The organism is Janthinobacterium sp. LS2A (assembly GCF_036543145.1).
Classification (GTDB): domain Bacteria; phylum Pseudomonadota; class Gammaproteobacteria; order Burkholderiales; family Burkholderiaceae_D; genus Janthinobacterium; species Janthinobacterium aestuarii.
In genome coordinates this window covers 209,512-235,242 of sequence record NZ_JAZHPB010000007.1, presented here as the reverse complement: position 1 = coordinate 235,242, position 25,731 = coordinate 209,512, and the positions used below count along the sequence as shown (strand labels likewise).

24 protein-coding genes are annotated in these 25,731 nt (G+C 63.3%); 6 read left to right on the top strand and 18 right to left on the bottom strand.

Annotation, left to right across the window (positions count from 1 at the left end; translation table 11 throughout):
- Positions 1 to 21 precede the first annotated feature (21 nt).
- The 13 genes from cpaB to V3C40_RS20525 form a co-directional block, all read right to left on the bottom strand.
- Complete coding sequence (cpaB, locus tag V3C40_RS20585) at positions 22 to 870, bottom strand: Flp pilus assembly protein CpaB (RefSeq protein ID WP_331778399.1); 849 nt, start codon at positions 868 to 870, stop codon at positions 22 to 24.
- On the bottom strand, positions 867 to 2,213 hold the full coding sequence (locus V3C40_RS20580) for an ATP-binding protein (protein WP_331778398.1): 1,347 nt from the start codon (positions 2,211 to 2,213) through the stop codon (positions 867 to 869). The genes cpaB and V3C40_RS20580 overlap by 4 nt, the downstream gene beginning before the upstream one ends.
- Before the next feature lie 31 nt (positions 2,214 to 2,244).
- Complete coding sequence (locus V3C40_RS20575) at positions 2,245 to 2,865, bottom strand: methyltransferase family protein (protein WP_034750813.1); 621 nt, start codon at positions 2,863 to 2,865, stop codon at positions 2,245 to 2,247.
- Between the two features lie 40 nt (positions 2,866 to 2,905).
- Positions 2,906 to 3,493, bottom strand: coding sequence for an A24 family peptidase (locus tag V3C40_RS20570; protein WP_051991107.1), 588 nt, complete (start codon positions 3,491 to 3,493; stop codon positions 2,906 to 2,908).
- Positions 3,490 to 4,560 carry a phosphatase PAP2 family protein gene (locus tag V3C40_RS20565; protein WP_331778397.1) on the bottom strand — a complete coding sequence of 357 codons (1,071 nt, stop codon included), beginning with the start codon at positions 4,558 to 4,560 and terminating at the stop codon, positions 3,490 to 3,492. The genes V3C40_RS20570 and V3C40_RS20565 overlap by 4 nt, the downstream gene beginning before the upstream one ends.
- Positions 4,557 to 4,730 (bottom strand): Flp family type IVb pilin, encoded by a 174-nt coding sequence (locus V3C40_RS20560; protein ID WP_080698528.1) that lies wholly within the window; start codon positions 4,728 to 4,730, stop codon positions 4,557 to 4,559. Before V3C40_RS20560 ends, V3C40_RS20565 begins: the two co-directional genes overlap by 4 nt.
- Before the next feature lie 95 nt (positions 4,731 to 4,825).
- Positions 4,826 to 4,996, bottom strand: a complete 171-nt coding sequence (locus V3C40_RS20555) for a Flp family type IVb pilin (protein ID WP_070303472.1) — start codon at positions 4,994 to 4,996, stop codon at positions 4,826 to 4,828.
- 82 nt (positions 4,997 to 5,078) lie between these two features.
- On the bottom strand, positions 5,079 to 5,225 hold the full coding sequence (locus V3C40_RS20550; protein WP_157814672.1) for a hypothetical protein: 147 nt from the start codon (positions 5,223 to 5,225) through the stop codon (positions 5,079 to 5,081).
- A 241-nt stretch (positions 5,226 to 5,466) separates the two neighbouring features.
- A complete protein-coding gene (locus tag V3C40_RS20545) occupies positions 5,467 to 6,168 on the bottom strand; it encodes a response regulator (RefSeq protein WP_254671641.1) in 702 nt (233 codons plus the stop codon).
- Entirely contained in the window at positions 6,165 to 7,832 is a 1,668-nt protein-coding gene (locus tag V3C40_RS20540) for a sensor histidine kinase (protein WP_139143401.1), read from the bottom strand. Before V3C40_RS20540 ends, V3C40_RS20545 begins: the two co-directional genes overlap by 4 nt.
- Before the next feature lie 149 nt (positions 7,833 to 7,981).
- Positions 7,982 to 8,941, bottom strand: a complete 960-nt coding sequence (locus tag V3C40_RS20535; protein WP_034750954.1) for a sensor domain-containing diguanylate cyclase — start codon at positions 8,939 to 8,941, stop codon at positions 7,982 to 7,984.
- Between the two features lie 5 nt (positions 8,942 to 8,946).
- A complete protein-coding gene (locus V3C40_RS20530; protein ID WP_034750807.1) occupies positions 8,947 to 9,573 on the bottom strand; it encodes a chemotaxis protein CheC in 627 nt (208 codons plus the stop codon).
- 2 nt (positions 9,574 to 9,575) lie between these two features.
- Positions 9,576 to 9,944, bottom strand: coding sequence for a response regulator (locus V3C40_RS20525; RefSeq protein WP_070303475.1), 369 nt, complete (start codon positions 9,942 to 9,944; stop codon positions 9,576 to 9,578).
- 206 nt (positions 9,945 to 10,150) lie between these two features.
- Between V3C40_RS20525 and rpiA the strand changes: the two genes are divergently transcribed.
- Positions 10,151 to 10,828: a ribose-5-phosphate isomerase RpiA gene (gene rpiA, locus V3C40_RS20520; protein WP_034750801.1), complete on the top strand. Its 678-nt coding sequence runs from the start codon at positions 10,151 to 10,153 to the stop codon at positions 10,826 to 10,828.
- A gap of 20 nt (positions 10,829 to 10,848) precedes the next feature.
- On the opposite strand, the gene V3C40_RS20515 is transcribed toward rpiA, so the two are convergent.
- Entirely contained in the window at positions 10,849 to 11,373 is a 525-nt protein-coding gene (locus V3C40_RS20515; RefSeq protein WP_331778396.1) for a DUF6622 family protein, read from the bottom strand.
- A gap of 167 nt (positions 11,374 to 11,540) precedes the next feature.
- Entirely contained in the window at positions 11,541 to 11,813 is a 273-nt protein-coding gene (locus V3C40_RS20510; protein ID WP_034750797.1) for an oxidative damage protection protein, read from the bottom strand.
- A 219-nt stretch (positions 11,814 to 12,032) separates the two neighbouring features.
- On the opposite strand from V3C40_RS20510, the gene kdsA reads away from it, so the two are divergent.
- Positions 12,033 to 12,878, top strand: a complete 846-nt coding sequence (kdsA, locus tag V3C40_RS20505) for a 3-deoxy-8-phosphooctulonate synthase (protein WP_034750794.1) — start codon at positions 12,033 to 12,035, stop codon at positions 12,876 to 12,878.
- Positions 12,879 to 12,922: 44 nt separating this feature from the next.
- Here the strand turns inward: kdsA and argA are convergent, their stop codons facing one another.
- Positions 12,923 to 14,233 (bottom strand): amino-acid N-acetyltransferase, encoded by a 1,311-nt coding sequence (argA, locus tag V3C40_RS20500; RefSeq protein WP_046685875.1) that lies wholly within the window; start codon positions 14,231 to 14,233, stop codon positions 12,923 to 12,925.
- 56 nt (positions 14,234 to 14,289) lie between these two features.
- Here argA and hrpA point away from each other — a divergent pair, with 56 nt between their 5' ends.
- The gene (gene hrpA, locus V3C40_RS20495) at positions 14,290 to 18,525 is read left to right on the top strand and encodes an ATP-dependent RNA helicase HrpA (RefSeq protein ID WP_331778395.1); all 4,236 of its coding nucleotides are present in this window, start codon (positions 14,290 to 14,292) and stop codon (positions 18,523 to 18,525) included.
- Positions 18,526 to 18,706: 181 nt separating this feature from the next.
- Here the strand turns inward: hrpA and V3C40_RS20490 are convergent, their stop codons facing one another.
- Positions 18,707 to 19,306, bottom strand: a complete 600-nt coding sequence (locus V3C40_RS20490) for a PRC-barrel domain-containing protein (RefSeq protein ID WP_331778394.1) — start codon at positions 19,304 to 19,306, stop codon at positions 18,707 to 18,709.
- Positions 19,307 to 19,545: 239 nt separating this feature from the next.
- On the opposite strand from V3C40_RS20490, the gene V3C40_RS20485 reads away from it, so the two are divergent.
- The 3 genes from V3C40_RS20485 to V3C40_RS20475 all read left to right on the top strand — a co-directional run bounded on the left by V3C40_RS20485 (position 19,546) and on the right by V3C40_RS20475 (position 24,384).
- Positions 19,546 to 20,745: an extracellular catalytic domain type 1 short-chain-length polyhydroxyalkanoate depolymerase gene (locus V3C40_RS20485; RefSeq protein ID WP_331778393.1), complete on the top strand. Its 1,200-nt coding sequence runs from the start codon at positions 19,546 to 19,548 to the stop codon at positions 20,743 to 20,745.
- A gap of 307 nt (positions 20,746 to 21,052) precedes the next feature.
- A complete protein-coding gene (locus tag V3C40_RS20480) occupies positions 21,053 to 22,267 on the top strand; it encodes an MFS transporter (RefSeq protein ID WP_331778392.1) in 1,215 nt (404 codons plus the stop codon).
- Positions 22,268 to 22,350: 83 nt separating this feature from the next.
- Positions 22,351 to 24,384, top strand: coding sequence for a GNAT family N-acetyltransferase (locus V3C40_RS20475; protein WP_331778391.1), 2,034 nt, complete (start codon positions 22,351 to 22,353; stop codon positions 24,382 to 24,384).
- Between the two features lie 52 nt (positions 24,385 to 24,436).
- On the opposite strand, the gene V3C40_RS20470 is transcribed toward V3C40_RS20475, so the two are convergent.
- On the bottom strand, positions 24,437 to 25,702 hold the full coding sequence (locus tag V3C40_RS20470) for a putative Na+/H+ antiporter (protein ID WP_070303483.1): 1,266 nt from the start codon (positions 25,700 to 25,702) through the stop codon (positions 24,437 to 24,439).
- Positions 25,703 to 25,731: the final 29 nt, after the last annotated feature.

The following is a 25,731-nucleotide window of genomic DNA, read 5'->3' as shown; positions in this document are numbered from 1 at the left end:
GCGTGACTCCTCTGGTGCAGGTTAGAATTGTTGGGAGCTGCGTTCCAGCCCCTTGATGACATCGACCTTTGGGCCGGCCTGTGGCGCGGGTGCGGCGGCGGGACGGCGGCGTGGCAGCGGCTTGGCTTGCACCATGGCGGCGGGGGCTGCCATGGCGACCTTTTCATCGAGCAAACTGGACTTGGTGGCGCCTTCCGTGTTGACGGGTTTGTCCTCGATCTGGTTGCGCAGCACCAGCGACAGGGTGCCCACGCTGCGTGCCAGGTCGAGTTTTTCCGCCTGGTCCGGCGTCAGCTCCAGGGTCACGGCGTTGACCACCTTGGGCTTGGTGTCGTCGCGGCTCGATTCCTGGGCGATGGCCAGCACGAGGATGCGTTCGAGCACGATCTTGGAAATGTTCGGATCGCGGTCCGGCGTCTTGCGGGCCCCTTCGCCCTGGGTGTTGACGAGGATGTCGACGAAGTTGCCGGGCAGGGCGAAGCCGGCCACGCCCACCACATCGTTGACGCGCACGGTCATGGCGCGCTTGCCCTCGGCGACGACGGCCGACAGGCCGCCTTGCGTGCCGGGAGGCGCCAGCTTGCCTTCCATGATCGGTTCGCCGTGCTGGATGCTGGTGCGCGTGACGCGCGTTTCCAGCAGTTTCGGATCGTTGATGGCACCGGGCGGCAGCGCGTTCGACGGCCAGTCCACCATGCGTACCATGTCGGGCGTCAGGCGCGCGCCCAGGCTGATGTCGACCTGGGCCACGGCCACCTTGTTGATGTTGCCCGAGGCTTGGGCATTGATCCAGCGCGCGGCCACGATGACCGCGGCGAACGCCAGGATGACCGCAATGGCCATCATCGTCAGAGCGCGTGCGTTTCTCATTTTGCTTCCCCTTTGTGCTGGACCGCTTCCGGTCCGTTATGTGTGCTTGCAAGGTCGTCATCGCTGCCGAAATAGTTTTTCCATGCCCACAGCAGCCCTTCCGGCGACAGCTGCGCCGCGTGGTCTTCATAGCGCGCCTGGTCGCAGATCTGCGCGAGGATGTCGCGTGGATAGCAGGCCAGCAAGGGCCGCCCGTACTGGCTGTGCAGGTGCAGCAGATAGGTGTAGGAGGCTTCGTCGAAATTGATGCCCAGCTGGGCGCAGGTGCTGCGGAACACGGCCAGGTAGTGGTAGGCGGTCAAGGGTCCCACATGGATCTTGTAGCCGATGCGGCGCAGGAAGGAATCGTCGGCCAGGTGCTGCGGCGCCAGGTTCGACGAGAACACGACGATGACGTCGAAGGGCACGGGGAACTTGTAGCCCGTGTGCAGCGACAGGTAATCGATGTGGCGCGCCATCGGCACGATCCAGCGGTTCATCAGCTCCACGGGCGAGCAGCGCTGGCGGCCAAGGTCGTCGATGATGAAGATGCCGTTGTTGGCCTTCAGGTGCGGCGGCGCCTGGTACAAACGGGTGCCCTGGTCGAATTGCAGGTCCAGCATGTCGAGCGTCAGCTCGCCGCCCGTCAGCACGGCGGGACGCTCGGCGCGCACCCAGCGCGGGTCGGACGGCACGGGGCCGCCGCGCGACACGGTGTGCAGCATGGGGTCGAGGAAGGGCAGCACTTCGCCGTCGACCATTACGGCATGCGGCAGGGCGATGGCGCCGCTGAGCAGGCCGTTCAGGCGCTCGGCCAGGTAGCTCTTGCCGCTGCCGGCGGGGCCGTGGAAGAACAGGGCGCGTCCGGAATTCATGGCCGCGCCCAGTTGGTCGAGCACGGCCGAACTGGCCACCACGTTGCGAAATTCGCGCTGCACGTCGTCGCGGGTGACCTGCATGTCCGCCACGCTTTGCGCCAGCACCTGGTTGCTGTAATCGGCCAGGGTGACGGGAGCGGGACCGCTGTAGGCATTGCGGCGCATGTATTCGGCGGCGCGCAGGCGGCCCTGGTCGCCCAGCAGATAAGACAGGTCGGCGTCGGTGCCGCTGCCGCCGTTGCGGCGCGCTTCGCACAGTTTTTCGGCGCGCATGAAAGTGAGCAGCGGCTCGAGCACGCCGGCGCCCAGTTTCACGTGCGTCGACAGGGCGGGCAGGCCGATCTGGCCGCGCTGGAAGAGTATCTTGACCAGTAGTTCGACGAGGAACAGGAAGGGCAATCCCGTTTCCTCGACCGTGCGTGGCGCGCGCTTGGCGGCCGGTTCGACGCCGCCGCCGTCGCTGCGTTCTGGATAGGTGTCAGGCATGATGGATGCTCCTCGCTCGGGTGGCCGGATATCAGAAAATGAAGGGCAGCAGGCGGTACTTCACCTGGCGCATGTAGACGCGATAGCGCACGTCGGTGGACAGGAAGCGCTCTTCGCGCAGCAGGCGCATCACCATCATCGTCATCGTCGCCACATAGATGATGGTGTTGGCGAGCGAGGTATTGGCCAGCAGGTAGCCGCTCAGGGAAATCAGGTAGCTGGCATACAGCGGATGGCGTACCACGCGGTACACGCCACCCGTCTTGATCTCGCGCTGCGCCGCCACCAGGCCGAAGCTGCGGTTCAGCGACAGCAGGCCGGCGATCTGCAGCAGGCTGCCGACGGCCAGCAGGTAGCGCGCGCCTGGCCAGATGGCCATGTCGGCTGGCGCGAAGAGGAAGGGGGCGAAGGTGGCGCCGATGGCCAGTAGCCAGTCGCCCGCATCGGTGGAAACGCTGACGGGGGCCGAACGCACGATGAAGAACAGGGCGGCCAGGGTTTCGGCGACGCAGAACAGCAGATAGCTCCAGTCGCCGCTGTGCAGATAACCGACCACGTGGGCACTGGCGAAGAACGCCCACAGGCAAGCCATGGCGATGCTGGTGAGCAGGCTTGCGTGGCGCGAGTGGCAGAAGGTGGCGAGGGTGTCCATGGTCAGTTCCTATGGTGGCGGGTCGTCGGAGTGGCGCGTTTCAGCGCAAGCTCCACAGGTGGGTGTAGTGCAGGAATACCTGCAGCAGGGTGCCGCTGGCAATGGCGAAGGCGTAGGCCAGCTTGCCGGTGGCGGGCGGCGGTTCGGCGATGGTGGCGGCGCCGCCGGCAAGGCTGTGCAGCAGCGCGCCCAGCATCATGTGATAAGTGTTTTTCAGCACCTGGCGCAGGCGCTGTCCCACCAGTGCGGCGGCCAGGGCCAGCACGCCGCCGCACAGGAAGGTCAGCAGGGCCGCTTCGAGCACGGCGTCGGGGCCGAGGAAGGCGCCGCACATGGCCATCAGCTTGACGTCGCCGGCGCCCAGGGCGCGCAGCAGATACATGGGCAGCAGCAGGGCCAGTCCGGCGGCGGCGCCGGCCAGCGCCTGCAGCAGTCCCAGGCCGCCGAAGGCCGCGTCGAACAGGCCGGCGCCCGATGGCACGAAGCTGTTCAGGATCAAGCCCGCCAGGGTGCCCCACAGCACCAGCCGGTTCGGGATGCGGCGCGTGCGCAGGTCGTGCCACAGGGCGGCAGCGAGCAGGGTGGCCAGCACGGCCAGGCACAGCAGCATGGGCAGGTGGGCGTTCATGATGTCAGTCCTTCCTTGCCCATGCAGGGCGCCGTGGCCATGTGCACGGCCGGCGCCGCGGCCTGGCTGCCCAGCAGCCGTCCCACCAGGTGCCACACGAGCGCCGCGCCGGCCGCGCCGACATAGCCGTCGAGCGCATAGTGCCAGCCCAGGTGGATGGAGCCGAGCAGTATCAGTACGGCGAAGGCGGACAGGGCGATGCCGGCGGCGCGGTTGACGTTCCAGCCCACGATGGCCATCAGCACGGCCGTGGCCACATGCATGCTGGGCATGGCGGAGATGCCCAGCTCGCCGTTCGCGCCCTTGCTTTGATAGCCTTGCCACAGCATCTCCTGCACCTGCAGGGCCCAGACGGGGACGTGCTGGTTGGCGTCATGCAGGTAAGCCATCAGCGGCGCATACGGATCGCTGGCGTGCAGGTGGCCGTAGTAGCAGGGGCCGACCGAGGCAAACAGCACGGCCATGATGCTGCCCAGGACGATCCACGTCAGCGCAAAGCTGAGAAGGAACTGCATGCGCAGCAGCGGGCGGCGCGTGTCGAGGATGAGCCAGTACAGGATGGCGTAGAACAGGAAGAACCAGAAGTGGTAGCTGAAGTTGAGCAAGCCCGTGACGAGCGGGTGGCCCAGCAGCGGCTGCAGCCTTTCCCACGGGGCCTTGCCGCCATGCAGCGCGACGTCCCAGGCGGACAGGGTGGCATCCCAGGTGTAGGGGTGCAGGCGCGGGATGGCGCCCTTGATGACGGTGAAGCTGGAGGCGAAGACGGGGATCAGCAGCATGGCCGGCAGCGCGTGCAGCAGGCGCTCGTTGCTCAGGTAGCGGCGCAGATCGTGGTACAGATAATGGCACAGGCGGTGCGGGCGTTTCATCACCATGACGTGGATGGTGTAGCCGCACAGGATGAAGACGGGGCCCGTGAGGATGGCCACGAGGAAGCCGGCCAGCACGTTGAGGATGTCCGCTGCGCTGGGCAGGCCGCCGGCCAGCAGCATCGCCACGGCGGCGTACGGCAGCACGATCAGCAGCAGGGCGCGGTGGGTGCGCAGCGAGAGGCGCAGGGTATTCATGACAGGGCCAGGACCACTTGGTCCTTGACGTAGACAAACAGCAGCTTGACCTGGTCGCCAAGCACGGTGATCGTGATGACCAGCACGACCGCGATCAGGCCCGCCAGCAGCGCGTATTCGATCGCTGTGACGGCGGACTCGTCGGATACACGGCTGAAGAGAGATTTCACGATGGGCCTCGCTATGCGTCGTCAAGGTGGGTGTGCCGGGGGAGACTGGAAAGCGTAGTCCGGGCCGGCGCAGGGCCGGTCCGGACAGCACCGCATCAGTTCGCAGCGGTGAGCTTGGTGCCGATGGTGCTGAAGGTTTTTTTCAGCTGCGTGCCGACGATGGTGATGGCGGCGATGATCACGACGGCAATCAGGGCAGCGATCAGGCCGTACTCGATTGCGGTGACGCCATCTTCTTCGCGGATAAAGTTTTTGATGAGGTTCATGACAACTCCTGGTGTGGTTAAGGTACGGCGGTGGATGAAACGGCATGACGGTGTTGCTTCCTGCTGCTACGACCTGGCGCGCTCATGGGCTTTCGCCCAGTGCCAGCAGTCCGATGATGCATACCACCGCCATGAGGGCCGCCACCAGGGCATAGCGGTAGAACGCAGCCTTTTCCTTGCCCTGCAAGTAGGTGATCAGGGCGGTCGGAAGAAACTTGTCAAGGCGCATGCTGTGCTCCGTGTCGTGGTGGGCCGTGCGGTGATTTGCACTCCGGTAAATCCACTATAGAAGTTGGCACCTTGATCTACATCAGAAGAACATCCTTTTATTGCAAGGAGGAACTGCTTGTTTTTTTCGTGACAATTGTCATGGTCGAGTCTGGCGCGCAGACACAACGGCCGTGCCGCTGGCTGGCGAAGGGGAGGCGGGAGGAAATACGCGGCCGTGGCCGCGCGGGGATGCAGCAGGATCAGGCGCCGGGCGGCAATTGGCCCAGCTGGTGCTTGGTGGCGTAGGCGTACAGTTCCAGGCGGTTGTACACGCCCAGCTTGCGGTAGATCGACGTCAGGTGATTGCGCAAGGTGTGTTCGGAGATGAACAGCTGGTCCGCCAGCAGCTTGGCCGGCGTGCCGCTGCCGTGCACCAGCGCGGCGATGATCTTTCTTTCCTTGAGGGTCAGGCTGGCGATGGCGATCGCTTGCGCCGAGCCGCCACCGGGCTGCGTCAGCTGCGTCAGCATGCGTCCCAGCATCGCGTGTTCCAGCCACAGCTCGCCCTGGTACACCTTTTCGATGGCCTTCAGGACCATCTCCGCCGGCGCATCCTTGCTGACGATGCCGCGTGCGCCCTTGAGCACCGTCTGGTCGAGGACGGCCTGGTCGTGGCTGGCCGTCAGCACCAGCACGCGCGTGCCCCCGCTCTGCGCCAGCGCGGGCAGGATGGACAGCGAGCTGATGCCGCCCAGGTCCAGGTCCAGCACGATCACATCGGGTTGCAGCGCTTTCGCCTGCTCCAGCGCCTCGGTGCCGTCGGAGGCCGTGGCGACCACGCGCATGCCCGAGTGCTCACCGCCGATCAGCCGCTCCAGGCCCCATAGCATGGTCTTGTGATCGTCCACCAGCATGACGCTGATGACATGGCTGGCCGGTGGCATGTGGCGTAAGTCATTCATATGGGGATCTCGATCTGCACGGAAGTGTTGCCCAGCATGCCATGCGTGACGCGGGCCGTGCCGCCGAGGGCGGCGGCGCGCTCGGCCAGCGAGTCGGGCAGGAAATCGGGGACGTGGGCGGCGGCGCATTCGTTGTCGATGCTGATGTGCAGCGCGCCCTGCACGCAGGTCAGCTTGACGGCGCCGTGGCGCGCCGACGTATGCTTGCGGATATTGCTCATGCCCTCGTTGACGATCTGGAACACCTCGGCCGCCAGGCGGTCGTTGATGTGCAGGTCGCCTTCGATCTGCAGGGCGATGTCGATGCCATAGAATTCGCGGATCTGCGTGGCCTGGCGGCGCAGCGCGACCAGCAGTTCCGGCTCGCTTTGCACCTGTCCGTTCTTGAACGTGCGCGCGTAGCTGCGCAGGTCGGCGATCACCTGGCCCGACATGATGATCAGTTTTTCCAGTTCCGGCAGCAGCGGATTGCCCGGCGTGGCTTCGTTGCGCAAGGCGGCCAGGCCGTGGCGCAAGCCGATATACGGCTGCACGGCCGTGTCATGCAGGTCGCGCGCGATCTTTTCGCGTTCGCGCGAGGCCGCCTGCGACGCCAGCCGGTCGAGCAGGTTGATGTTTTCAATGACGGGAAACGCCTGCGCGCCGATATGGCTGAGAAACAGGGCGTCCGTCTTGCTCATGCTGGTGGCGGAGACGATAAAGATGCGGCCTTTGCCATTGCGCAGGGGCAGCGGCGCGCTGATGAAGGCGTGCGCTTCGAGCAGCTCGGCCAGACGGGCGCCCGCCGCGTCGTCATGCCGCAGCCAGCGTCCGCTGTCGGGCTCGAGCATGCGCGCGCCGCCTATCCACGGCAGCCAGGGGCCGGCGGGCTGGTTGTACAGCGCGATTTTATCGTGCGGGAAAGCGAGCAGGGGACTGGCCGCGTCGTCGCTGAGGAGCGAGCTGGTATGCACGACGCCCGTTGCCGTTTGCAGCACGCTGCGCAGCGACCAGACCCGCGTGCCCTTGTCCTGCATGATCAGCAGGCAGCTGCGGCCGTTGAAATAACTGCGGGTTTTTTCCAGCACCGAGGTAATGGTCTGGTCGACGCCGAAGCGCGGATTGGACAGCTGGCTGACATCGCGCAGCAGCGCCAGGTGGCTGCGCTGCGTGATGGCCGAACCGCCCCAGTAGGCGATCATGTAGCCGAGCGCCAGCAGGAAGGTGGTGCGCAGCAGCAGGCGCGACAGTTCCGCATCCGTTTCGCCGAACAGGGCAGTCGCGGCGAACAGGCCGGCCGAAGCGAGGGTGACGCGCGCGCCTTCCTCGAAGCCACGCTGGAACGACGAGGTCAGGATGGCAAAGAAAAAAAACAGGAAGAATAAAGTGTTGTGGCTGCTGGTGGAAAACACGATCAGCGCATACCAGGCCACGTCGAGCCAGTACAGCAAGATATCCTGGGGCAGGCTGAGGCCCAGCACGGCCAGCACGTAGAGCAGCAGGCTGTGCATGGTGTAGGCGGAAAAGATCAGCCAGGTAATCTTACTCAGCTTGCCGGCGCTTTCGGGATCGATGAACAGGGTCAGCAAGGTGGCGCTCGACAGCAGCAGGCGCATGCCGTTCACCATGGTCGTATCCATGCCAGCACCCGGCAAGCCGGATTTGAGGGGAGGATCGAGTTTCACAAGCGCTCCTGGCCGTGTCCCGCATGGTGAGCCATGCGCAGGGATAGATACCACAGATAAATTCTTGTTGTTGTTGCTGCAATCACTGACGAGTCTACGCACACGCCGTAAAGATGTCTACTGGAATCCTTTGTCCGGCGTTGCTTTTTTTATAGCGGCTGCACCATCACGCGGTTGCGCCCGGCGCCCTTGGCCAGGTACAGGGCGCGGTCGGCGGCGCCGATCAGGGCGGCGATGGTCGGCTGCTGCTGCGGGTGCTGGGTGGCGATGCCGATGCTGACCGTAATGTGCTTGACCTCATTGCCCGTCTTGGCATGCGGAATACGCAGCCCGGCCGCCCGTTCGCGGATCGCCTCGGCCATGCGCAGCGCCTGCGCCGCGTCCGTGTCGGGCAGGATGGCGGCAAATTCCTCGCCGCCATAGCGCGCCAGCAAGTCGGTGGGGCGCTGCAGCATGGCGGCCAGTTCGGCCGCCACTCTTATCAGGCAGTCATCACCTTGCTGGTGACCGTAATGGTCGTTGTAATCCTTGAAATGGTCGATGTCGATCATCAGCAGCGACAGGGGGCTGCCCGTGCGCATGGCGCGCCGCATTTCCTTTTCGATCGCCACGTCGAAGTGGCGGCGGTTGGCGATGCCCGTCAAGCCGTCGGCAAAGGTTTGTGAACGCAACACCATGGTTTGTTCGCGCAGCAGCTTTTCGCGGCCCACGGCGATGGTCACATCATTGATCTGGATCAGGCAGTGGCGCGGCGAACCGGGCAAATTGATCGGCGTGACGGCAATCGCCTGCTGCATGCGCTCCCGGCCTTCGGCCGCGCCATGCGTGTACAGGGGGAATGGCGCCTTGTGCAGGGTTTGCGACAGCAGCGACTGGAAATTGTCGCGCAGGGCCTGGGTGATGGCCGAGGCTATGCGCTTGTGGCGCAGTTCAGGATAGACGGCAAAGAAATCCTGGCCCAGCACGGCGTCGGCCTGGCACGCCGAGTGGCGCGCCATCCAGTGGTTCCACAGCACGATGCGGTGCTGTTCGTCGAGCACGATGGCGCCCAGGTTGACGGCGCCGAGTATGCTCTCGAGCAGGGCGAGTCGGTGCAAGGCCTCCGGCATGATCGTCACGCCTGTCCCAGGACCTTGGCCAGATAGCGGCTGACCTGCTGCTTCAGGTCGTGCAAGGCGGACAGGTCGAGCACGAATGCCACATAACCGTGGATCTGGTGCTTGGACAGCACGAAGTCGATATGCAGCATCAGCACGACGGCGTCGTCATCGTCGCCGCCGAACGAGGACAGGATTTCTGCGCTGGTGCCCACGTGGTACAGGGGCAGCGAGCCATGCAGTTCACTGTCGAACAGGTTGGCCAAAGTTCCCACGCAGGAATTGAGGATGATGTTGCCGATTTCGCTCATCGCCTCCTGTTCCATTTCCGTCAGTTCCTGCAGCGGCATGGCATCGCCCACCATCAGGCGCACGATTTCCAGGCTCTTGTCTTCGGGGAACATCAATATGGCTTCGGTGGCGAAGGCGCCATCGTAATGCTGGCTGACGCCGCAGATGCGTTCGCCATCTTTCTTGCTGCCCAGCAAGGCAGCCGCGTCGGCACGGTTCAGGAAGGTGATCGACGGCACCGACATGGTGACTTCTTCATTGACGATTTCGCTCATCGCGGCGGCCGCATGGCCCACCCCGATGTTGAATATCTCTACGAGGGCATCGTTTTCGAGTTCGGAGAGATTGACCATGCTCACAGTCCCAGTGACGCGATCAGCTGGTGGATGCGCGTTTCCGTGATCGGTTTTTCCATGAAGCCGACGCCGAGCTCAGTGGCGCGGTTGCGGATGGCGTTTTGCACGTTGGCCGTGACGAGAATGATGTGCGTTTGCGGACACAGCGCGCGCAATTGTTCCGCCGCCGCCACGCCGCCCATGCCGGGCATGTTGACATCCAGTAATATCAGCACAGGGCTGATGGTCTTGACTTTTTCCAGGGCTTCTTCACCGGTCGCCGCCTCAATCACTTGCCAGTCGGCATGTTTGCTGAGGATGAACTGATGCGACATCAAACGTGAAACCCGGCTGTCATCGACAACAAGTACCTGTTTACTGTGATTCATGTGCTATTCCTGGAACGTCATATCGGGCAATCGTGCCATTTTCGCATATTTTAGAGTGCATAGAGAGGAATTGGCTGGGAATTGCCCTGGGGCAAAGGTTTCCAGCTTGGCTGTTGTATTCCATCGCATGGCCCGTCATCATGGCCGGCTGGCCGGGCTGGCAATCCGTTAAAATAGCGGCATTCCCCACTTTAGCCTTTTTTGCCATGACCCAAGACGAATTGAAGCAAGCCGTAGCCCGCGCCGCCATTAACTATGTGGTGGACGGTGAAATCATCGGTGTCGGCACCGGTTCCACCGCCAACTTTTTCATCGATGAACTGGCCAAGATCAAGGACCGTATCAAGGGGACGGTCGCGTCGTCCGAAGCGACGGCCGCGCGCCTGGCAGGCCATGGCATTCCCGTCTTCGACCTGAACGACGTCGAATCGATCGCCGTCTACATCGACGGCGCCGATGAAATCACGGCCAGCGGTGCCATGATCAAGGGTGGCGGCGCGGCATTGACGCGTGAAAAGATCGTTGCCTCCGTCGCGAAACAGTTCGTCTGCATCGCCGACGGCTCCAAGCTGGTGGAAACCCTGGGCGCCTTCCCGCTGCCCGTGGAAGTGGTGCCGATGGCGCGCGCCGCCGTGTCGCGTCAGCTGGCCGCGCTGGGCGGCACGCCCCGCTTGCGCCTGAAGGCTGGCAGCGATCAAGCGTTCATTACGGATAACGGCGGCGAGATCATTGACGTGCTGGGCTTGAAAATTGCCGACCCGGTGGCGCTGGAACAGCAGATCAACCAGATCGTCGGCGTCATCGCCGTCGGCCTGTTCGCCGTGCGCGGCGCGAATGTGTGCCTGCTGGGCATGCCGGAAGGCGTGCGTACTTTGGCATACTGATACGCAGCAGAAATCCGGGGTCAGACCCGCCGGGTCTGACCCCAGCCTTCACTTTGCACAGCCCGGTACACGGCCACGGTGCGCAGCAAGCCGCCGAGGAAGAGGCCGCTGAAGCAGCCATAGGCGAGGCAGACTGGTACGGTGAAGCCGGTCGCGTGGGCATAGGCTGGCGCGATGACCAGGGTCACGGCCACCGCATATTTCATGCAGAAGATACTCATCATCAAGATCAATGGCACCCAGCTGCCGGGACGCCGCACGCTGCTCCGTTCGGGAATGGCGACGATCTTGCGCGCATCGGTCAGCGTCCACGCCAGCGCAGCACCGGCCAGGGCGCCGATTGTCCAGGCGAACGGCGCCACGCCATGGAAGCCGAAACTGCCATGCACGCCGCTCAGCGACAGCGCCAGCATCACCAGCGGAATGATGCACAGCTTGCGCAAGGTCACTTCGCGCGCGCGGCTGGCCAGCACGCCCCGGTAGACGAGAAAGCCCAGGATGGCCCAGACGTAGAGGGGAGTGTGGCTGAAGATTTGCTGCAACATGGTGTCCGCCTTGGAATGAGGTTGTCGATGGACGTACTGTGCCAGCGGGCGGCATGGGCGGCGAGCGGTGTGCGACGAAACGGGGAGGCGGTGCCGTGAAACGGCGGAGGCGGGCGTGAAACGCAGGCGAAACTGCCCGTGACGTGGTCACGGGCAAGCGATAAAACTTATTCCGTTGGCGGCACGTAGCCCATGGCGGCATCGGCGCCATCGCCGAAGAAATGCTTTTCCATCTGCGTGGCCAGGTATTTGCGGGCGCGCGCGTCGGCCAGGTTCAGCCGGTTTTCATTGACCAGCATGGTCTGGTGCTTGAGCCAGGCAGCCCATGCTTCCTTCGACACGGATTCGTAAATCTTCTTGCCCAGTTCGCCCGGGTACGGCGGGAAATCCAATCCTTCGGCTTCCTTGTTGAGTTTGATGCAGTGGATCGTGCGGGCCATCTGTGCTCCTGAATCAGTGTAGAGATAAAGCGTGATTATAAGGCACTTTGCGCCTGCCCTCGCGGGGCCGTCGCGGCCTGGCGACACGCCGTTTGCCGCGCCCTTGCGCTGGATCAAATTTGATCTGCGCCGCCCCAGCTAGTAAGATGCCTTATCGCGCCAGCCGCTGGCTGCGCCTCTTCCAAGCAAGTAGTAACAATTAACCAATATGGAATCCCTATGACCTCAGTGAAAGTCCATGGCATCGACGTCAGCAATACGGGCAGCTTTGCGCTGTTTGGCGGCATCAACGTGCTCGAATCGCGCGATCTTGCCATGCGCGCCTGCGAAGAATATGTGCGCGTGACGCAAAAACTGGGCATTCCCTATGTATTCAAGGCCAGCTTCGACAAGGCCAACCGTTCATCGATCCATTCCTACCGCGGCCCGGGCCTGGAAGAAGGCATGCGCATCTTCCAGGACGTCAAGGCGGCGTTTGGCGTGCCCGTGATTACCGACGTGCATGAACCATGGCAGGCGCAGCAGGTGGCCGAAGTGGTCGACGTGCTGCAACTGCCCGCTTTCCTCGCGCGCCAGACGGACCTCGTCGTGGCCCTGGCGAAAACAGGCAAAGTCATCAACATCAAGAAGCCGCAATTTTTGAGCCCTGGCCAGATGGCCAATATCGTCGAGAAATTCAAGGAAGCGGGCAACGATCAGCTGATCCTGTGCGACCGCGGCACCTGCCTCGGCTACGACAACCTGGTGGTCGACATGCTGGGCTTTGGCGTCATGAAGAAGACGTGCGACGACTTGCCCATCATCTTCGACGTCACGCACGCGCTGCAGCAGCGCGACCCCGGTGGCGCCGCTTCGGGGGGCCGCCGCCAGCAAGTGGCGGACCTGGCCCGCGCCGGCCTGGCCGTCGGCATCGCCGGCCTGTTCCTGGAAGCCCATCCTGACCCCGACAACGCCCGCTGCGACGGCCCCAGCGCCTTGCCGCTGGACCAGCTGGAACCATTCCTGGCGCAATTGAAGGCGCTCGACGACCTGGTCAAATCGTTTGCGCCGCTGAATATCAAATAATGGTTCCAATGTAAAAAAGCCCGGCATGCCGGGCTTTTTCAGTTTTACAGTGTCTTGATCAGCACTTGGGATTTACGCTGCCAGTTATACATGTGCTGGCGGTCCTTCGGCAAGTCGTCGACGGTGGCTGGTACGAAACCGCGCTTCTTGAACCAGTGCGAGGTGCGCGTGGTCAGCACGAACAGTTTGTTCAGGCCGGCGGCGCGCGCGCGGTTTTCCATGTGTTTCAGGATGCGTTCGCCGTCGCCCTGGGCTTGCACTTCCGGGTTGACCGTCAAGCATGCCATTTCCGCCATCTTTTGCGCGGGGAACGGGTACAGGGCGGCGCAGCCGAAGATCACGCCATCATGCTCGATGACGGAGAAATAATCGATTTCGCGTTCGATCAGCTCGCGGCCCCGTTTGACTAACGTGCCGTCCGCTTCCAGCGGTTCGATCAGTTTGATGATGCCGCCCACGTCTTCGATGGTGGCCTGGCGCAGGCTTTCCAGGTTTTCATGGCTGATCATGGTGCCCACGCCATCATGGGTAAACAATTCCAGCAGGGCCGAACCATCCATCGAGAACGGTACGATGTGCGAGCGCTCGACGCCGTTGTGGCAGGCCTTGACGCAATGTTTCAAATAAAACGCCGTGGCGTCGGGCAGGAAGCCTGCCATCAGCACGGCTTCGGCCTGGTGCGACGACAGTTCGCGGATTTCCACGCCCGTCGCATCTTCCATCATTGGCGTTTCGGTAATGAAAATCAGTTTATCCGCGTGCAGGGCGATGGCGGCGCTGCAAGCCACGTCTTCCATGGTCAGGTTGAACGCTTCACCGGTAGGCGAGAAGCCCAGCGGCGAGAGCAGCACCAGGCCGTCCGAACCGAGGATGGAATGGATGGTTTCGGCGTCGACCTTGCGCGTGATGCCCGTCAGTTCCAGGTCCACGCCATCGATCACGCCCAGCGGGCGTGCCGTGATGAAGTTGCCTGAAATGATACGGATGGCCGCATGCGACATGGGCGTGTTCGGCAAGCCCTGGCTGAACGCCGCCTCGATATCGAGGCGCAGCTCGCCGGCGGCTTCCTTCGCGCATTCCAGCGCGGCGATGTCCGTGATGCGCACGCCATTGTGGAAGCGGCCTTCGACGTTACGCAAGGCCAGCTGTTCCGCCACCTGCGGCCGCGAGCCGTAGACGACGGTGACATTGATGTCCAGCGCATGCAGCAGGGACAAATCATGGGCCAGCACCTGCAGCGCCCCGGCGCTGACGAGTTCACCGGGGAAGGCGACCACGAAGGTCTTGCCGCGAAAGGCGTGGATGTAGGGCGCGACGGAGCGCAGCCATTGGACGAATTGGGTAGGGTTTTCCATTAAGCGCATTATAATTCGCTGCGCGATGTGCGCGCTTAAAATACCTGTAAAAAACAATGTCTTCAGCCAGCAATAAGTCTTCCCCTCCTTCCAACGTTGCAAATGTGCCCGCCGGCGGGGATGTTTCCGCGCCTGCCGCCACGCCTGCGCAGGGCCGCCAGCGCCCGCCCGTGAGCCAGCAAAGGCAGCAGCCGCCGCGCGCGGAACAACAGAAACAGCAACAGCAGCAGCGTGCGCCGCGCCCGCCGCGTGAGGGGCAGCCGCCGCGCAATGACCAGGCTAGCCGCGAAGAGCGCGAAAGCCGTGACGCAGCCCGCGCCGCGCGCGAAGCGGAAAAGGCGTTCCGCAATCCGCTGCCACCGATTACGTATCCGGAAGACTTGCCCGTCTCGGGCCGGCGCGCGGAAATCGCCAAGGCCTTGCTGGAAAACCAGGTGATTATCGTCTCGGGCGAGACGGGTTCCGGCAAGACGACCCAATTGCCGAAGATTTGCCTGGAACTGGGACGCGGACAGAAGGGCATGATCGGCCACACGCAGCCGCGGCGTATCGCCGCCTCGTCGACGGCCAAGCGCATTGCGCAGGAGCTGGGCACGCCGCTGGGCGAAACCGTGGGCTTCAAGGTGCGCTTTACCGATACCCTGAGCCGTGGCGCGTCCGTCAAACTGATGACGGACGGTATCTTGCTGGCCGAGACGCAGACCGACCCGTTGTTGAAAAATTACGACACCATCATCATCGATGAAGCGCACGAACGCAGCCTGAACATCGATTTCCTGCTCGGCTACCTGAAACAGCTGCTGCCGCGCCGGCCCGATCTGAAAATCATCATCACGTCGGCCACCATCGATGCGGAACGCTTCTCGCGCCATTTCGGCACACCGGAAAAACCGGCGCCGGTGATCGAAGTGTCGGGCCGTTTGTACCAAGTGGAAGTGCGCTACCGTCCCGTGGAACGCGAGCAGGTGGCCATGCCCGGTGCCGCCAACCCTGACAAACCTGGCCAGCGCACGGCGAATGTACGTGTAGCTGCGCGCGAAAAGCGCGATTTGATGGATGCCGTCGTCGATGGCGTGGAAGAACTGTGCCGGATCGGCTCGGGGGACGTGCTGGTGTTCCTGCCGGGCGAGCGCGAAATCCGCGACTGCGCCGAAGCGCTGCGCAAGCACCATCCGCCGCACGTGGAGATTTTGCCCCTGTTCGCCCGCCTGTCGGCCGAAGAGCAGGAGCGCGTGTTTAAAACCAGCAATGCGCGCCGCATCGTGCTGGCCACCAACGTGGCGGAAACCTCGCTGACCGTGCCCGGTATCCGCTACGTGGTCGACGCGGGCCTGGCGCGGGTGAAACGCTATAGCTACCGCAACAAGGTCGAGCAGCTGCAGGTCGAGCCGATCGCCCAGTCGGCCGCCAACCAGCGTGCGGGCCGTTGCGGCCGCGTGGCCGACGGCGTCTGCATCCGCCTGTACGAAGAGCAGGATTATTTGCTGCGCCCGAAATTCACGGAGCCGGAAATCCTGCGCTCCTCGCTGGCCGCCGTCATCCTGCGCATGAAGTCATTGCACCTGACGGACGTGGAAACCTTCCCCTTCATCGAGCCGCCGCTGGCGCGTGCGATCGCCGACGGCTACCAGTTGCTGCAGGAACTGGGCGCCGTCGATGAAGTCAATAAACTTACGCCGCTGGGCAACAAGCTCGCCAAGCTGCCGCTCGACCCGCGCGTGGGCCGCATGATCCTCGCCGCGCTCGATAACGCGTGCTTGAGCGAAGTGCTGATCGTCGCTTCCGCCTTGTCCGTGCAAGACCCGCGCGACCGCCCGATGGAGCACCAGCAGGCGGCCGACGAGGCGCACAAGAAGTTTGCCGATGAAAAATCGGAATTCTTGAGCTACCTGAAGATCTGGCGCTGGTTCGAATCGGCCATCGAGCACAAGAAAACCAACCGCCAGTTGCAAGACAATTGCCGCACGAATTTCCTGTCGCAGATGCGCTTGCGCGAATGGCGCGACGTGCATTCGCAGCTGCTGACCATCGTCAAGGAACAGGGCTGGCGCCTGAACGAAGCACCCGCCACCTACGACAATCTGCACATGGCCTTGCTGACCGGCTTGCTGGGCAATATCGGCTTCAAGGGCGAGGACGAGCCGGGTGCCGGGTATCTGGGCGCGCGCGGCATCAAGTTCCACATCTGGCCCGGTTCCTCGCTGCTGAAAAAGCCGGGCAAGTGGATCATGGCGGCCGAACTGGTCGACACGACGCGGCTCTACGCGCGCTGCGTGGCGCAAATCCAGCCCGAGTGGCTGGAAAAGGTCGGCGAACATTTGCTGAAAAAATCATGGGGCGAGCCGCGCTGGGAAAAACGCTCGGCGCAGGTGACGGCGTCGGAACGCGCGACCCTGTACGGCCTGGTGGTGTACAGCCAGCGCCGCATCAATTACGGCAATTTCAACTTGCCGGAAGCGCGCGAAATCTTCATCCGCGACGCCTTGGTCGGCGGCGACTTCGATACGCGCGCGCCGTTCTTTGCGCACAACCACAAGCTGATCAAGGACATCGAAAACCTCGAGCACAAGTCGCGCCGCCTGGACGTGCTGGTCGACGATGAACTGATCGCCGCCTTCTACGACCAGCTGCTGCCGGCCGACGTGTGCAATGGCGCCGGTTTTGAAAAGTGGCACAAGGAAACCACGCGCGACAATCCGAAGCTGCTGTACCTGAATCGCGAAGAGCTGATGCGCCACGAGGCGGCCGGCGTGACGACGGACCTGTTCCCGAAAACCATGTCGGTGACGGGCCTGGAAATGGGCCTGACGTACCACTTCGAGCCGGGCAGCGTGCGCGATGGCGTGACCTTGAGCGTGCCGCTGTATGCCTTGAACCAGTTGCCGCGCGAGCGCTGCGAATGGCTGGTGCCGGGCATGCTGAAGGAAAAGGTGCATCTGCTGCTGAAATCCTTGCCGCAAAAACTGCGCCGCCACTGCGTGCCGCTGCCTGATTACGCGGCGAAATTCTGCGAGCGCGTGCATGCAGCGGGCGTGTTTGGCCGAGGCGACCTGATCGACGCCATCATCGCAGACATCCGTACGCAGATCACGATCAATGTGCTGACGACGGACTTCAAGCCGGAAACCCTGCCTGCCCATCACTTCATGAATTTCAAGGTGATCGACGAGCATGGCCGCCAGCTGGACATGGGCCGCAACCTGGCCACTCTGCAAGTGGAATTTGGCGGCCAGGCGCGCCAGAGTTTCCAGAAGCTGGCCGAAGTGTCGGGCGTCTCTGGCTCAGGCACACCGGGTGCCAAGGTGGCGGGTGCGCAAGTGGCGTCGCGGCTGCAGGCGCAAGCGCAGGGCGCCGCCGCCAATGCGGCAGCAGGCAAGGGCGGCGCGCCGGCCAAGGGTGCTGCCGTTGCCGCGCAGCCTTCCGCGAATGCCACCGTTTCGCAGCACATGGGCTTGACGGGCTGGACCTTCGGCGAATTGCCGGAGTTGCTGGAAATCGTGCAGGGCAAGCTGACCCTGATCGGCTTCCCCGCGCTGGTCGACAAGGGCACGCATTGCGACCTGGAAGTGTTTGACGACCCGACCGTGGCCGCCCGCACGCACAAGGTGGGTTTGCGCCGCTTGTTCGCGCTGCAAATGAAGGAGCAGATCAAATACGTCGAGAAAAGCATCCCCGGTTTGCAGCAGATGGGCATGCAGTTCATGGCCCTCGGTTCGCAGGAAGAGCTGCGCGAGCAAATCATCAACAAGGCGCTCGACATCGCCTGCCTGCAAGATCCGCTGCCGCTGGACGCCGCCTCGTTTGCCAAGCGCCAGGCGGAGGGCAAGTCGCGCCTGGTCTTGCTGGTCAATGAAATCGCCCGTTTGCTGTCGCAAGTGCTGACGGAATTCCACGGCTTGCCCAAGCGCCTGCAGAATATTCCCGCAGCGGCCGCCACCGATATCCAGTCGCAGCTGCAGGGCCTCGTGCATAAACGCTTCCTGACGGAAAACGAATACACGCAGCTCGCGCATTTCCCCCGCTATCTGAAGGCGATCAACGTGCGTCTGGAAAAGCTGCGCGCCGACCCCGCGCGCGACACCAAGTTGATGGCCGAATGGCAATCAGCCGCTGCGCCGTACTTGCGCCAGGCCAAGGACCGCCAAGCCGGCAAGAACACGGACCCGAAACTGGTCGACTTCCGCTGGATGCTGGAAGAGCTGCGCGTGTCGCTGTTTGCGCAGGAGTTGCGCACGCCGATGCCGGTGTCGGCCAAACGCCTGCAGAAGGTATGGGAGTCGATGCAGCGGTGATGGCGCCTCTATAAACCTACTGCGCAGCTCACTATCGCGTCGGCGTTGCTCACCGTACTAGAGTACGGTTGCGCTACTCAACGCGATATTGAACTTGCTCGCTACGGTTTCTAGAGGCGCCTTGACGCTAACGATGGGCAGCAACATGCTCCGCTAATCCATCCTACCCGACCTACCCGGCTCAAGTGCGCTTGTTGAGATCATCATCATCATCATCGCTGAGCGTTGAGCGCGAGCCCAGATCGCCGAGGTCGCCCTGGCCGCTGCCCGTGCCGGCACGGCTGCCGCTCATGGAGCTGCCGGTCAGGCTGCCTTCGCTGCCCGATTGCAGGCTGGCGCCGCTGCGCAGGTCGCTGCCGGATGGCATATGGCCTGCCATGCTGCCGTAGCGCGTGCCGCTGCCATAGAATGCTTCCATCTGCTGGTTCCAGGCTTCGCTGCCCATGTCGGGCCAGTTGTCCTTGTCGAAGCCGGGAGCGTTTTTCAGCAAGTCTTTGTCGACGTTCAGCAGGAAGCGCTTGTTGACGGTGTCCAGGGTCAGGCGTTCCCAGGGCACGGCAAACAGCTTGTCGCCCATGCCCAGGACGCCGCCGAAGGACAGCACGGCGTAGGCGATCTGGCCCGTGCGCATGTCGAGCATGATTTCCTTGATGTCGCCCAGCTCCTCGTCTTCGTGATTGTAGACATCGTCCCCGATCAGGGTATCGGCCCCCATCAGGGCCGGCCCCGGGCCGTCGTGGTTACGGTACATGCCCAGGATGTCGCGGTCCAGATAGCTCATGGTGTTCTCTCCTCGTGTGAAGTGCTGTTCGAACATCCAGATTAAGCATACGCACTATGTGGCGTTTGATCTGCCTCAATGGTGCCAGCGGCACTTTTATCGGTGTGCAAACGTACGGTGCTGTCAGCCAATTGCGGTACTCTATGCGTTCCAAGGAGGAGGCCGCACATGCTGATGACGCAACGATGCAATGGGATGAACTTGCGGTACGCTCCACAACGACACGCACGCCGCGTGCCATGGTAAAGCCCGCCACCAAATGGCTGCGCGGGCTATTGCGCGCCGGTAAGGCGCAGCAGCGCACGGCGACCAAGCTGGCCAAGGTGCTGTTCGGGCCCGTGCCAGCCAAGCCCAGGGCCAAACCCCGCAGCAAGCCGGTGCCCAAGACCAAGGTCAAGGCCAAGGCGACGCCGCGCGCCAGGCCCGCCAGCGACGCCGTACCCTCGCTGGCGCCCTTTGCCACGCCCCTGTCGCCACCGCGCGTGCGCAAGCGAACGGCGCCCCCGCCGGGCAAGTGGCTGGCCGCCCACTATGCGCCGCTGCCGGAACTGGGGCAGATGCCGGGCCGGCGCCTGCCGTATTTCCTGTACCTGCCCGAGAAGGCGCCGAGCGTCGCCATGCGCAGCCGGGGCCGGCCGCTGCTGGTGATGCTGCACGGCTGCGAGCAGAGCGCCACGCAGTTTGCCGATGGCACGCGCATGAACCGCCTGGCCGAGCGTAAGGGCTACGCCGTGCTGTATCCGCAGCAATCGCTGCGCTCGCATGCGCGCCGCTGCTGGAAGTGGTACGACAAGCTGACGCAGGAGGGCGGCGGCGACGTGCGCCTGATCGTCGGCGCCATCGAGCAGGTGGCGGCCCGCTATGTGATCGACCGCGCGCGCATCTATATCTGCGGCATTTCCGCCGGCGCCGGCATGGCGCATATCGTGGCCCTGAACCATCCCCATCTGTTCGCGGCGCTGGGCCTGCATTCCGGACCCGTCTTTGGCGCCGGGCATAATCTGATCGGCGCGCTGGGCGTGATGCAGCATGGCGCTGCCGCCCGCGCCGACGCGGCCATCGATGAAGTACTAGCGCGCCAGCCCGCGTTTCCCCGCCTGCCCACCATCCTGCTGCAAGGGCTGGCCGACAAGGTGGTGCGGCCCATTAACCAGACGCAGCTGGTGCGCCAGAGCGTGCGCGTCAACCATTTGCCGTTCGATACCGTGGTGACGGCGCAGCGCCTGCCTGGCGGTGCGGCGGGCGGGCGCAATCCGGCCCATGCGTATGCGCTGCACGATTATCAGGTGGGCAAGGATGTGCTGCTGCGCGTGGCGCAGGTCGAGCACCTCGAGCACGCGTGGAGCGGTGGCGACGCCAGCCTGCCGTTCAACGACAAGGCCAAGCCCGACGCCAGCAAGATGCTGCTCGATTTCTTCGCCAGCCACCGCCGCCGCTAAACCAGCGTGCCGCGCGCCGCAACGGTGCGCTGGCACTGGTACGCACCGTTCTCCCTTTCCCCACAGGGCCGCGGCCAGCGCGCCGGCACGCTGGCCGCGCCCTTTTCAGCCTGAATTCTAAATACCGCAGTACCATGGATTTCACTCAAGTGGTATTGCTGCGGTATTTAAAAATCACAAAAACAGGCGTTAAAAATGCTAACTGGTATACAATTGGTACACGTTTTCAGTGTGAAACCGTGTCCGCCGTCCCATGCCCGACGGCTGATACGCACTGACGGCAGCCACCCACGTTACGGAACGCGCCATGTCCATCAAGTCGAAGCAGTTGCTGTGGTTTTTTGCGTTTTTCCTTGTCTTTGAGCTCAACATCTATCTGTCGAACGACATGATCATGCCGGCGATGCTGGGCATCGTCGAGGAGTTCCAGGCGGAAAAAAAGTTCGTCCCCCTGTCACTGAGCCTGTATCTGCTGGGCGGCAGCTCGCTGCAGATTTTCCTCGGGCCCCTGGCTGACTGCATCGGCAAGCGCAAGCTGGTGTTGACCGGCAATACCTTGTTCTTGCTGGCTACCTTGGCCGTGCCATTGACCGCCTCGATCGAGCAATTTCTCGCCGTGCGTTTCATCCAGGGCATGGGCTGCTGCTTCATCTTCGTCGGCTATGCCATGATCCATGAGCTGTTCGATGACATGGCGGCCGTCAAGCTGAGCAGCATTTTGTCGAGCACCACCATCCTCGCACCCCTGGCCGGCCCCATCCTCGGCAGCGCCATCATCAGCCGGCTGGACTGGCGCTACGTCTTTTTCCTGTCGGCTCTGCTGGCGCTGCTGTCCTTGCTGGGCCTGTTCAAGACCATGCCGCGCGCGGCCCTCAAGACCACGCGCCCGGACCTGGCCGCCATCATGCGCAGCTACGCGGCCATTTTCAGCAATGGCCGCTTCATGTTCGGCATGTTCACGGCCGGGCTGGCCACCGTGCCTCTGACGGCCTGGATCGGCTTTTCACCCATCTTCGTGCTGCAGGAAATGGGCGCGTCCTACGCCACGTATATCGCCCTGCAATGCGTGATCTTGTCGGGTTTTGTCCTCAGCAGCATCGCCATCCAGCGCCTGCGCCAGGATTTCCCCCTCGTCTCCCTGCTGCGCCTGGGCGGGCTGATCGCGGCCGCCGGCATGCTGGGTGCCGGCGCGGGCCGCCATCACGTCGACGTGTTTGCCGCCTGCATGTTTGTCTATTCCATCGGTTTCGGCCTGTTCAACGGCGCGCTGATACGTAGCGCCATCACGGCCAGCAAGGAGGCGATGACCTTGACGACGGCCGCCATGAGCTTGCTGTACTGCATTTATCTGTCCGCCTGGCTGCAGCTGTACAACGTGCTGTGCCAGCGCTTCGGCTATGCGCTGGAAACGTATGCGTTGCTCAATATTCCCGTCATCGTGGCCATCACGGCCTGCCTGCTGCTGTTTACGCGGGGCATGGCGGGGCGCCGGGAAAGCGGGGTGCGGCTGGCCCGGCACTGATGGCGCAACGATGCGCTTGTTCTCGACCTTGCTTTACCTCCTGCGAAGTTTATTGACACTCTCCTGCGGAAAATGGTGCGCCCATGAAAATAGATGACCTGGCCTCGAAACACGATCAAGCAAAGATTTTCAACCTCGAATACGAGTTCCGCATCAACCGGCTGAAACTCGATTACATCACCCTGGCCGATGTCCGGCCGGCCGGCAGCGACCTGGAGCAACTGGCCGTGGAGCACCAGACGGGCATCGCGGCCCTGCGCAGCTTCGTCGCCCTGAACTTCAACCATTTCAACGCGGCAAGCTGTTCCTCGCTCAGCTGCATTCCCACGCGCGCGCTCGGCGACGACGAGCGCTACCTGCACCGCATCTGGATGGGCGGCCCATTGCCGGCCATCGCAGCCGAAGCGATCGGGCAGTGGGGCGCGGCGCTGGAAGAGGTGCGGCGCAACGGCGGCGCGCCATATGTCTCCATCCTGTGGGTATGGGATGCGCAGCAGCTGCGCAATGACGAGCGCTTCAGCCCCACGGGCGGCGCCGGGCGCTACACGATAGGCCGCTACGCGATCGGCGGCACGACCCTGCACATCAACTCGCTGCGCGCGCTGGCGCTCGATTTCGCGCCCGCCCGCTTCGACACCCTCGATACCCTGCATACGCAGCGCTATTTCGCCACCTTGTCCGATTACTTCCGCATCCTCATCATGTGCGAATACGGCGGCCTGTATATGGATGTCGATACGATCCCGCATAATCCGGCGACGATTTTCCTGATGAAGCCGGAAGTGCCCGATTATTTCCAGCGCAAGGAGGATGGCAGCGAAGAGCGCCGGCATGTCAGCTGGATGAATCTGTTTCTCGATGAAACGGGCATGCTGATCGCCAAGAAGAACGATGCCGCGCTGCGCGTGATCCAGCGCAATGTGAACCTCGCCTATGCGGGCATCGACGCGCAGATTCCACGTTCCTGCCCGCAATTCGAGGCGCAGCTGTTTGGCCAGTTCTATGCGGAATGGAAGAAGAACCTGGGCGTGACCGTGCTCAGCCATGCCGAGTTCTACCAGCGCTATTGCGTGCTGTATGACGGTGCGCGCGAAGCGGTGGCGGGCGGCATCCGCGGCATGCGCTTGCTGGACGATATCATTACCGACATGCACATTCCCTTGAGCGACGAGGAACGGCGCGCGTATGCGCGTTGCGTGGCGCGGCTCGACGAGATCGGCTGGCAGCTTGACGATCCTTTGATCCTGCCCGACATCGTCGATGTGTTCGATATCGAGGAAGTGCCGCGCATGGCGTATGCGGCCCAGCTGCGTGCCGACATCGACCATTTCCACTATTACTCGGTGCTGTCGGACGACCCGCAGCTCGACCGCGTGAATAGCGTCTTTTGCCGCTACCTGCTGGCCCACCGTTCGCAGCATATTGCCGCCGGTGCTTTCTGGCGCCCGACCGTCGGCCGCCACGGCAGCCGCATGCCGGCCGTCAGCGATGTGGCCCCGCCAGGTGACGAGGCGCAGGCGGACCTGCTGTCGCATGCACCGCTCACGCTGGTGCCGGGCGAACTGCTGGACGACGAGACGAAGAACCGCATGGCGAAGCTGCTGTTTGCCACCAGCTACCTCGAATACTGCTCGTTCGGCAATAAATTGAATCTGCAATTCGTCGAATTGCAGCGGCGGCAAAACATCGACCCGTATCTGGCGCACATCCACGGCCTGCATGACGAGGACGGGCGTTTCATCGGCTTTTTCACGGCCGCGACGATGGACGAGTTCCAGGCCTGCGGCGCCGTCTCCTATTACCGCGACGACATGAAGGCGCTCGACGATGCGTATGACGCCTTCGTGCTCGCGCATGCGCGTGCCGACGACTGTTTCGTCAGCAGCCTGGCCATCGACGAGAAATACCGGGGCCAGGGTTTATTCAGGCAGATGTTCCATGAAATCCGCGACCTGGCCAGCCGCAAGGGGTGCGCGCGCATCACCCTGACGGTGTGGGAAAAGAGCGAAGCGCTGCAAGTGTATCTGCACAAGGGTTTTCGCAGCGTGGGCACATTCGATTATGCCTACAGCCTGTTCTATGACCGGCTGCATTTCCTCGTGTATGAGGGTAACTGAGGCGGGAAACTGAGGGAAGCGGGGGCGGCCGGCAGCCGCCCCGTGAGTAGCGTTACAAAGCGAGGAAGGCCAAGGCCGCCACGGCCGTCGGCAGCAGGGCGCCGGCCAGCAGGCCGACGGCGCCGATCGATTCATCCTTGAAGCCGCGGCGCAGCAGGGCCACGCCGGCCGGGTTCGGCGCATTGGCGATGACGGTCAGGCCGCCACCGGCCACGGCGCCGGCCATCAGCATGTATTTTGCTTCGTCCGTCATGCCGACGATCAGCGAACCGAGGTAAGTGAGGGCCGCATTGTCGGTAATTGCCGTCAAGCCCAGGGCGCCGAAGAACAGGGCCAGCGGCTTCAGGCTTGAAACGATGGGTTGCAGCCACCATTGCTGCATGCCGCCCAGTACCACCAGGCCGCCCAGGAAGAAGCCGACCAGCAAGCCTTCCTTGAGGATCAGCGGGCTTTGATAGCGTTCGTACGCCTGCACGAAGCCGAGGAAGAACAGAAACAGGCCGATGAACAGCACGGGATGGTGCGCCAGGGTCACCACGCCGGCCAGCACGATCATGTGCACGAGGCTGACGGCCAGCGGCACTTTTGGCGCTTCCACATCGCCGGCCTTCGGCTTGATGTCGGAAGTGTTGCTGTGCAGATATTTGCGCAGCAATATGCTCACGCCCGTGGCGTTGACGAGCACGGCGATCGCGGCCTTCCAGCCGAAATGGCTGGCCATGTAGGCGCTGTCCCAGTTCCACGTGGTGGCCACCATCAGCACGGGCGGCGCCGCGTACGAGGTCAGGGTGCCGCCGATGGAAACGTTGACGAAGAGCACGCCCAGCGCGCCGTATTTCAGCCATTCAGGGATGCCCGGGCGGAAGATTTGCGGCGCCAGCATCAGCGCGGCCAGGGTCATGGCGGCCGGTTCCGTGATCAATGAGCCCGTCAGGGGTACGAGCGCGAGGCCCAGCCAGACGAGGCCCAGTTCCGTGCGCAGCGGCATCACGCGCGCCACGCTTTTCAACAGGCGCTGCACGGCGTCGAGCACAGGGCGCGAGGCGGCCACGACCATGACGACAAAGACGAACAGGGGCTCCGTGTAATGGCGCGACTCGGCATACTCGATGGCCGCATCGCTGCCCGAGACAAAGGCCATGATGAGGATCAGGATAAAGGCCCAGAAGCCGAACACGACTTCGACTTCGCCCAGCAAGTGCAGCAGGCCCGCATGGCGGGGATGGCGCCGCGACAAGGTTTCAAACGACTTGGCGGCAAAGGTGTGGATGAGCGCAAGGCCGAAGACGATGGCGCTGATGATTTGGATGGTGGTCAAATGCGTTTCCTTATGGACGGAGGAAGCCG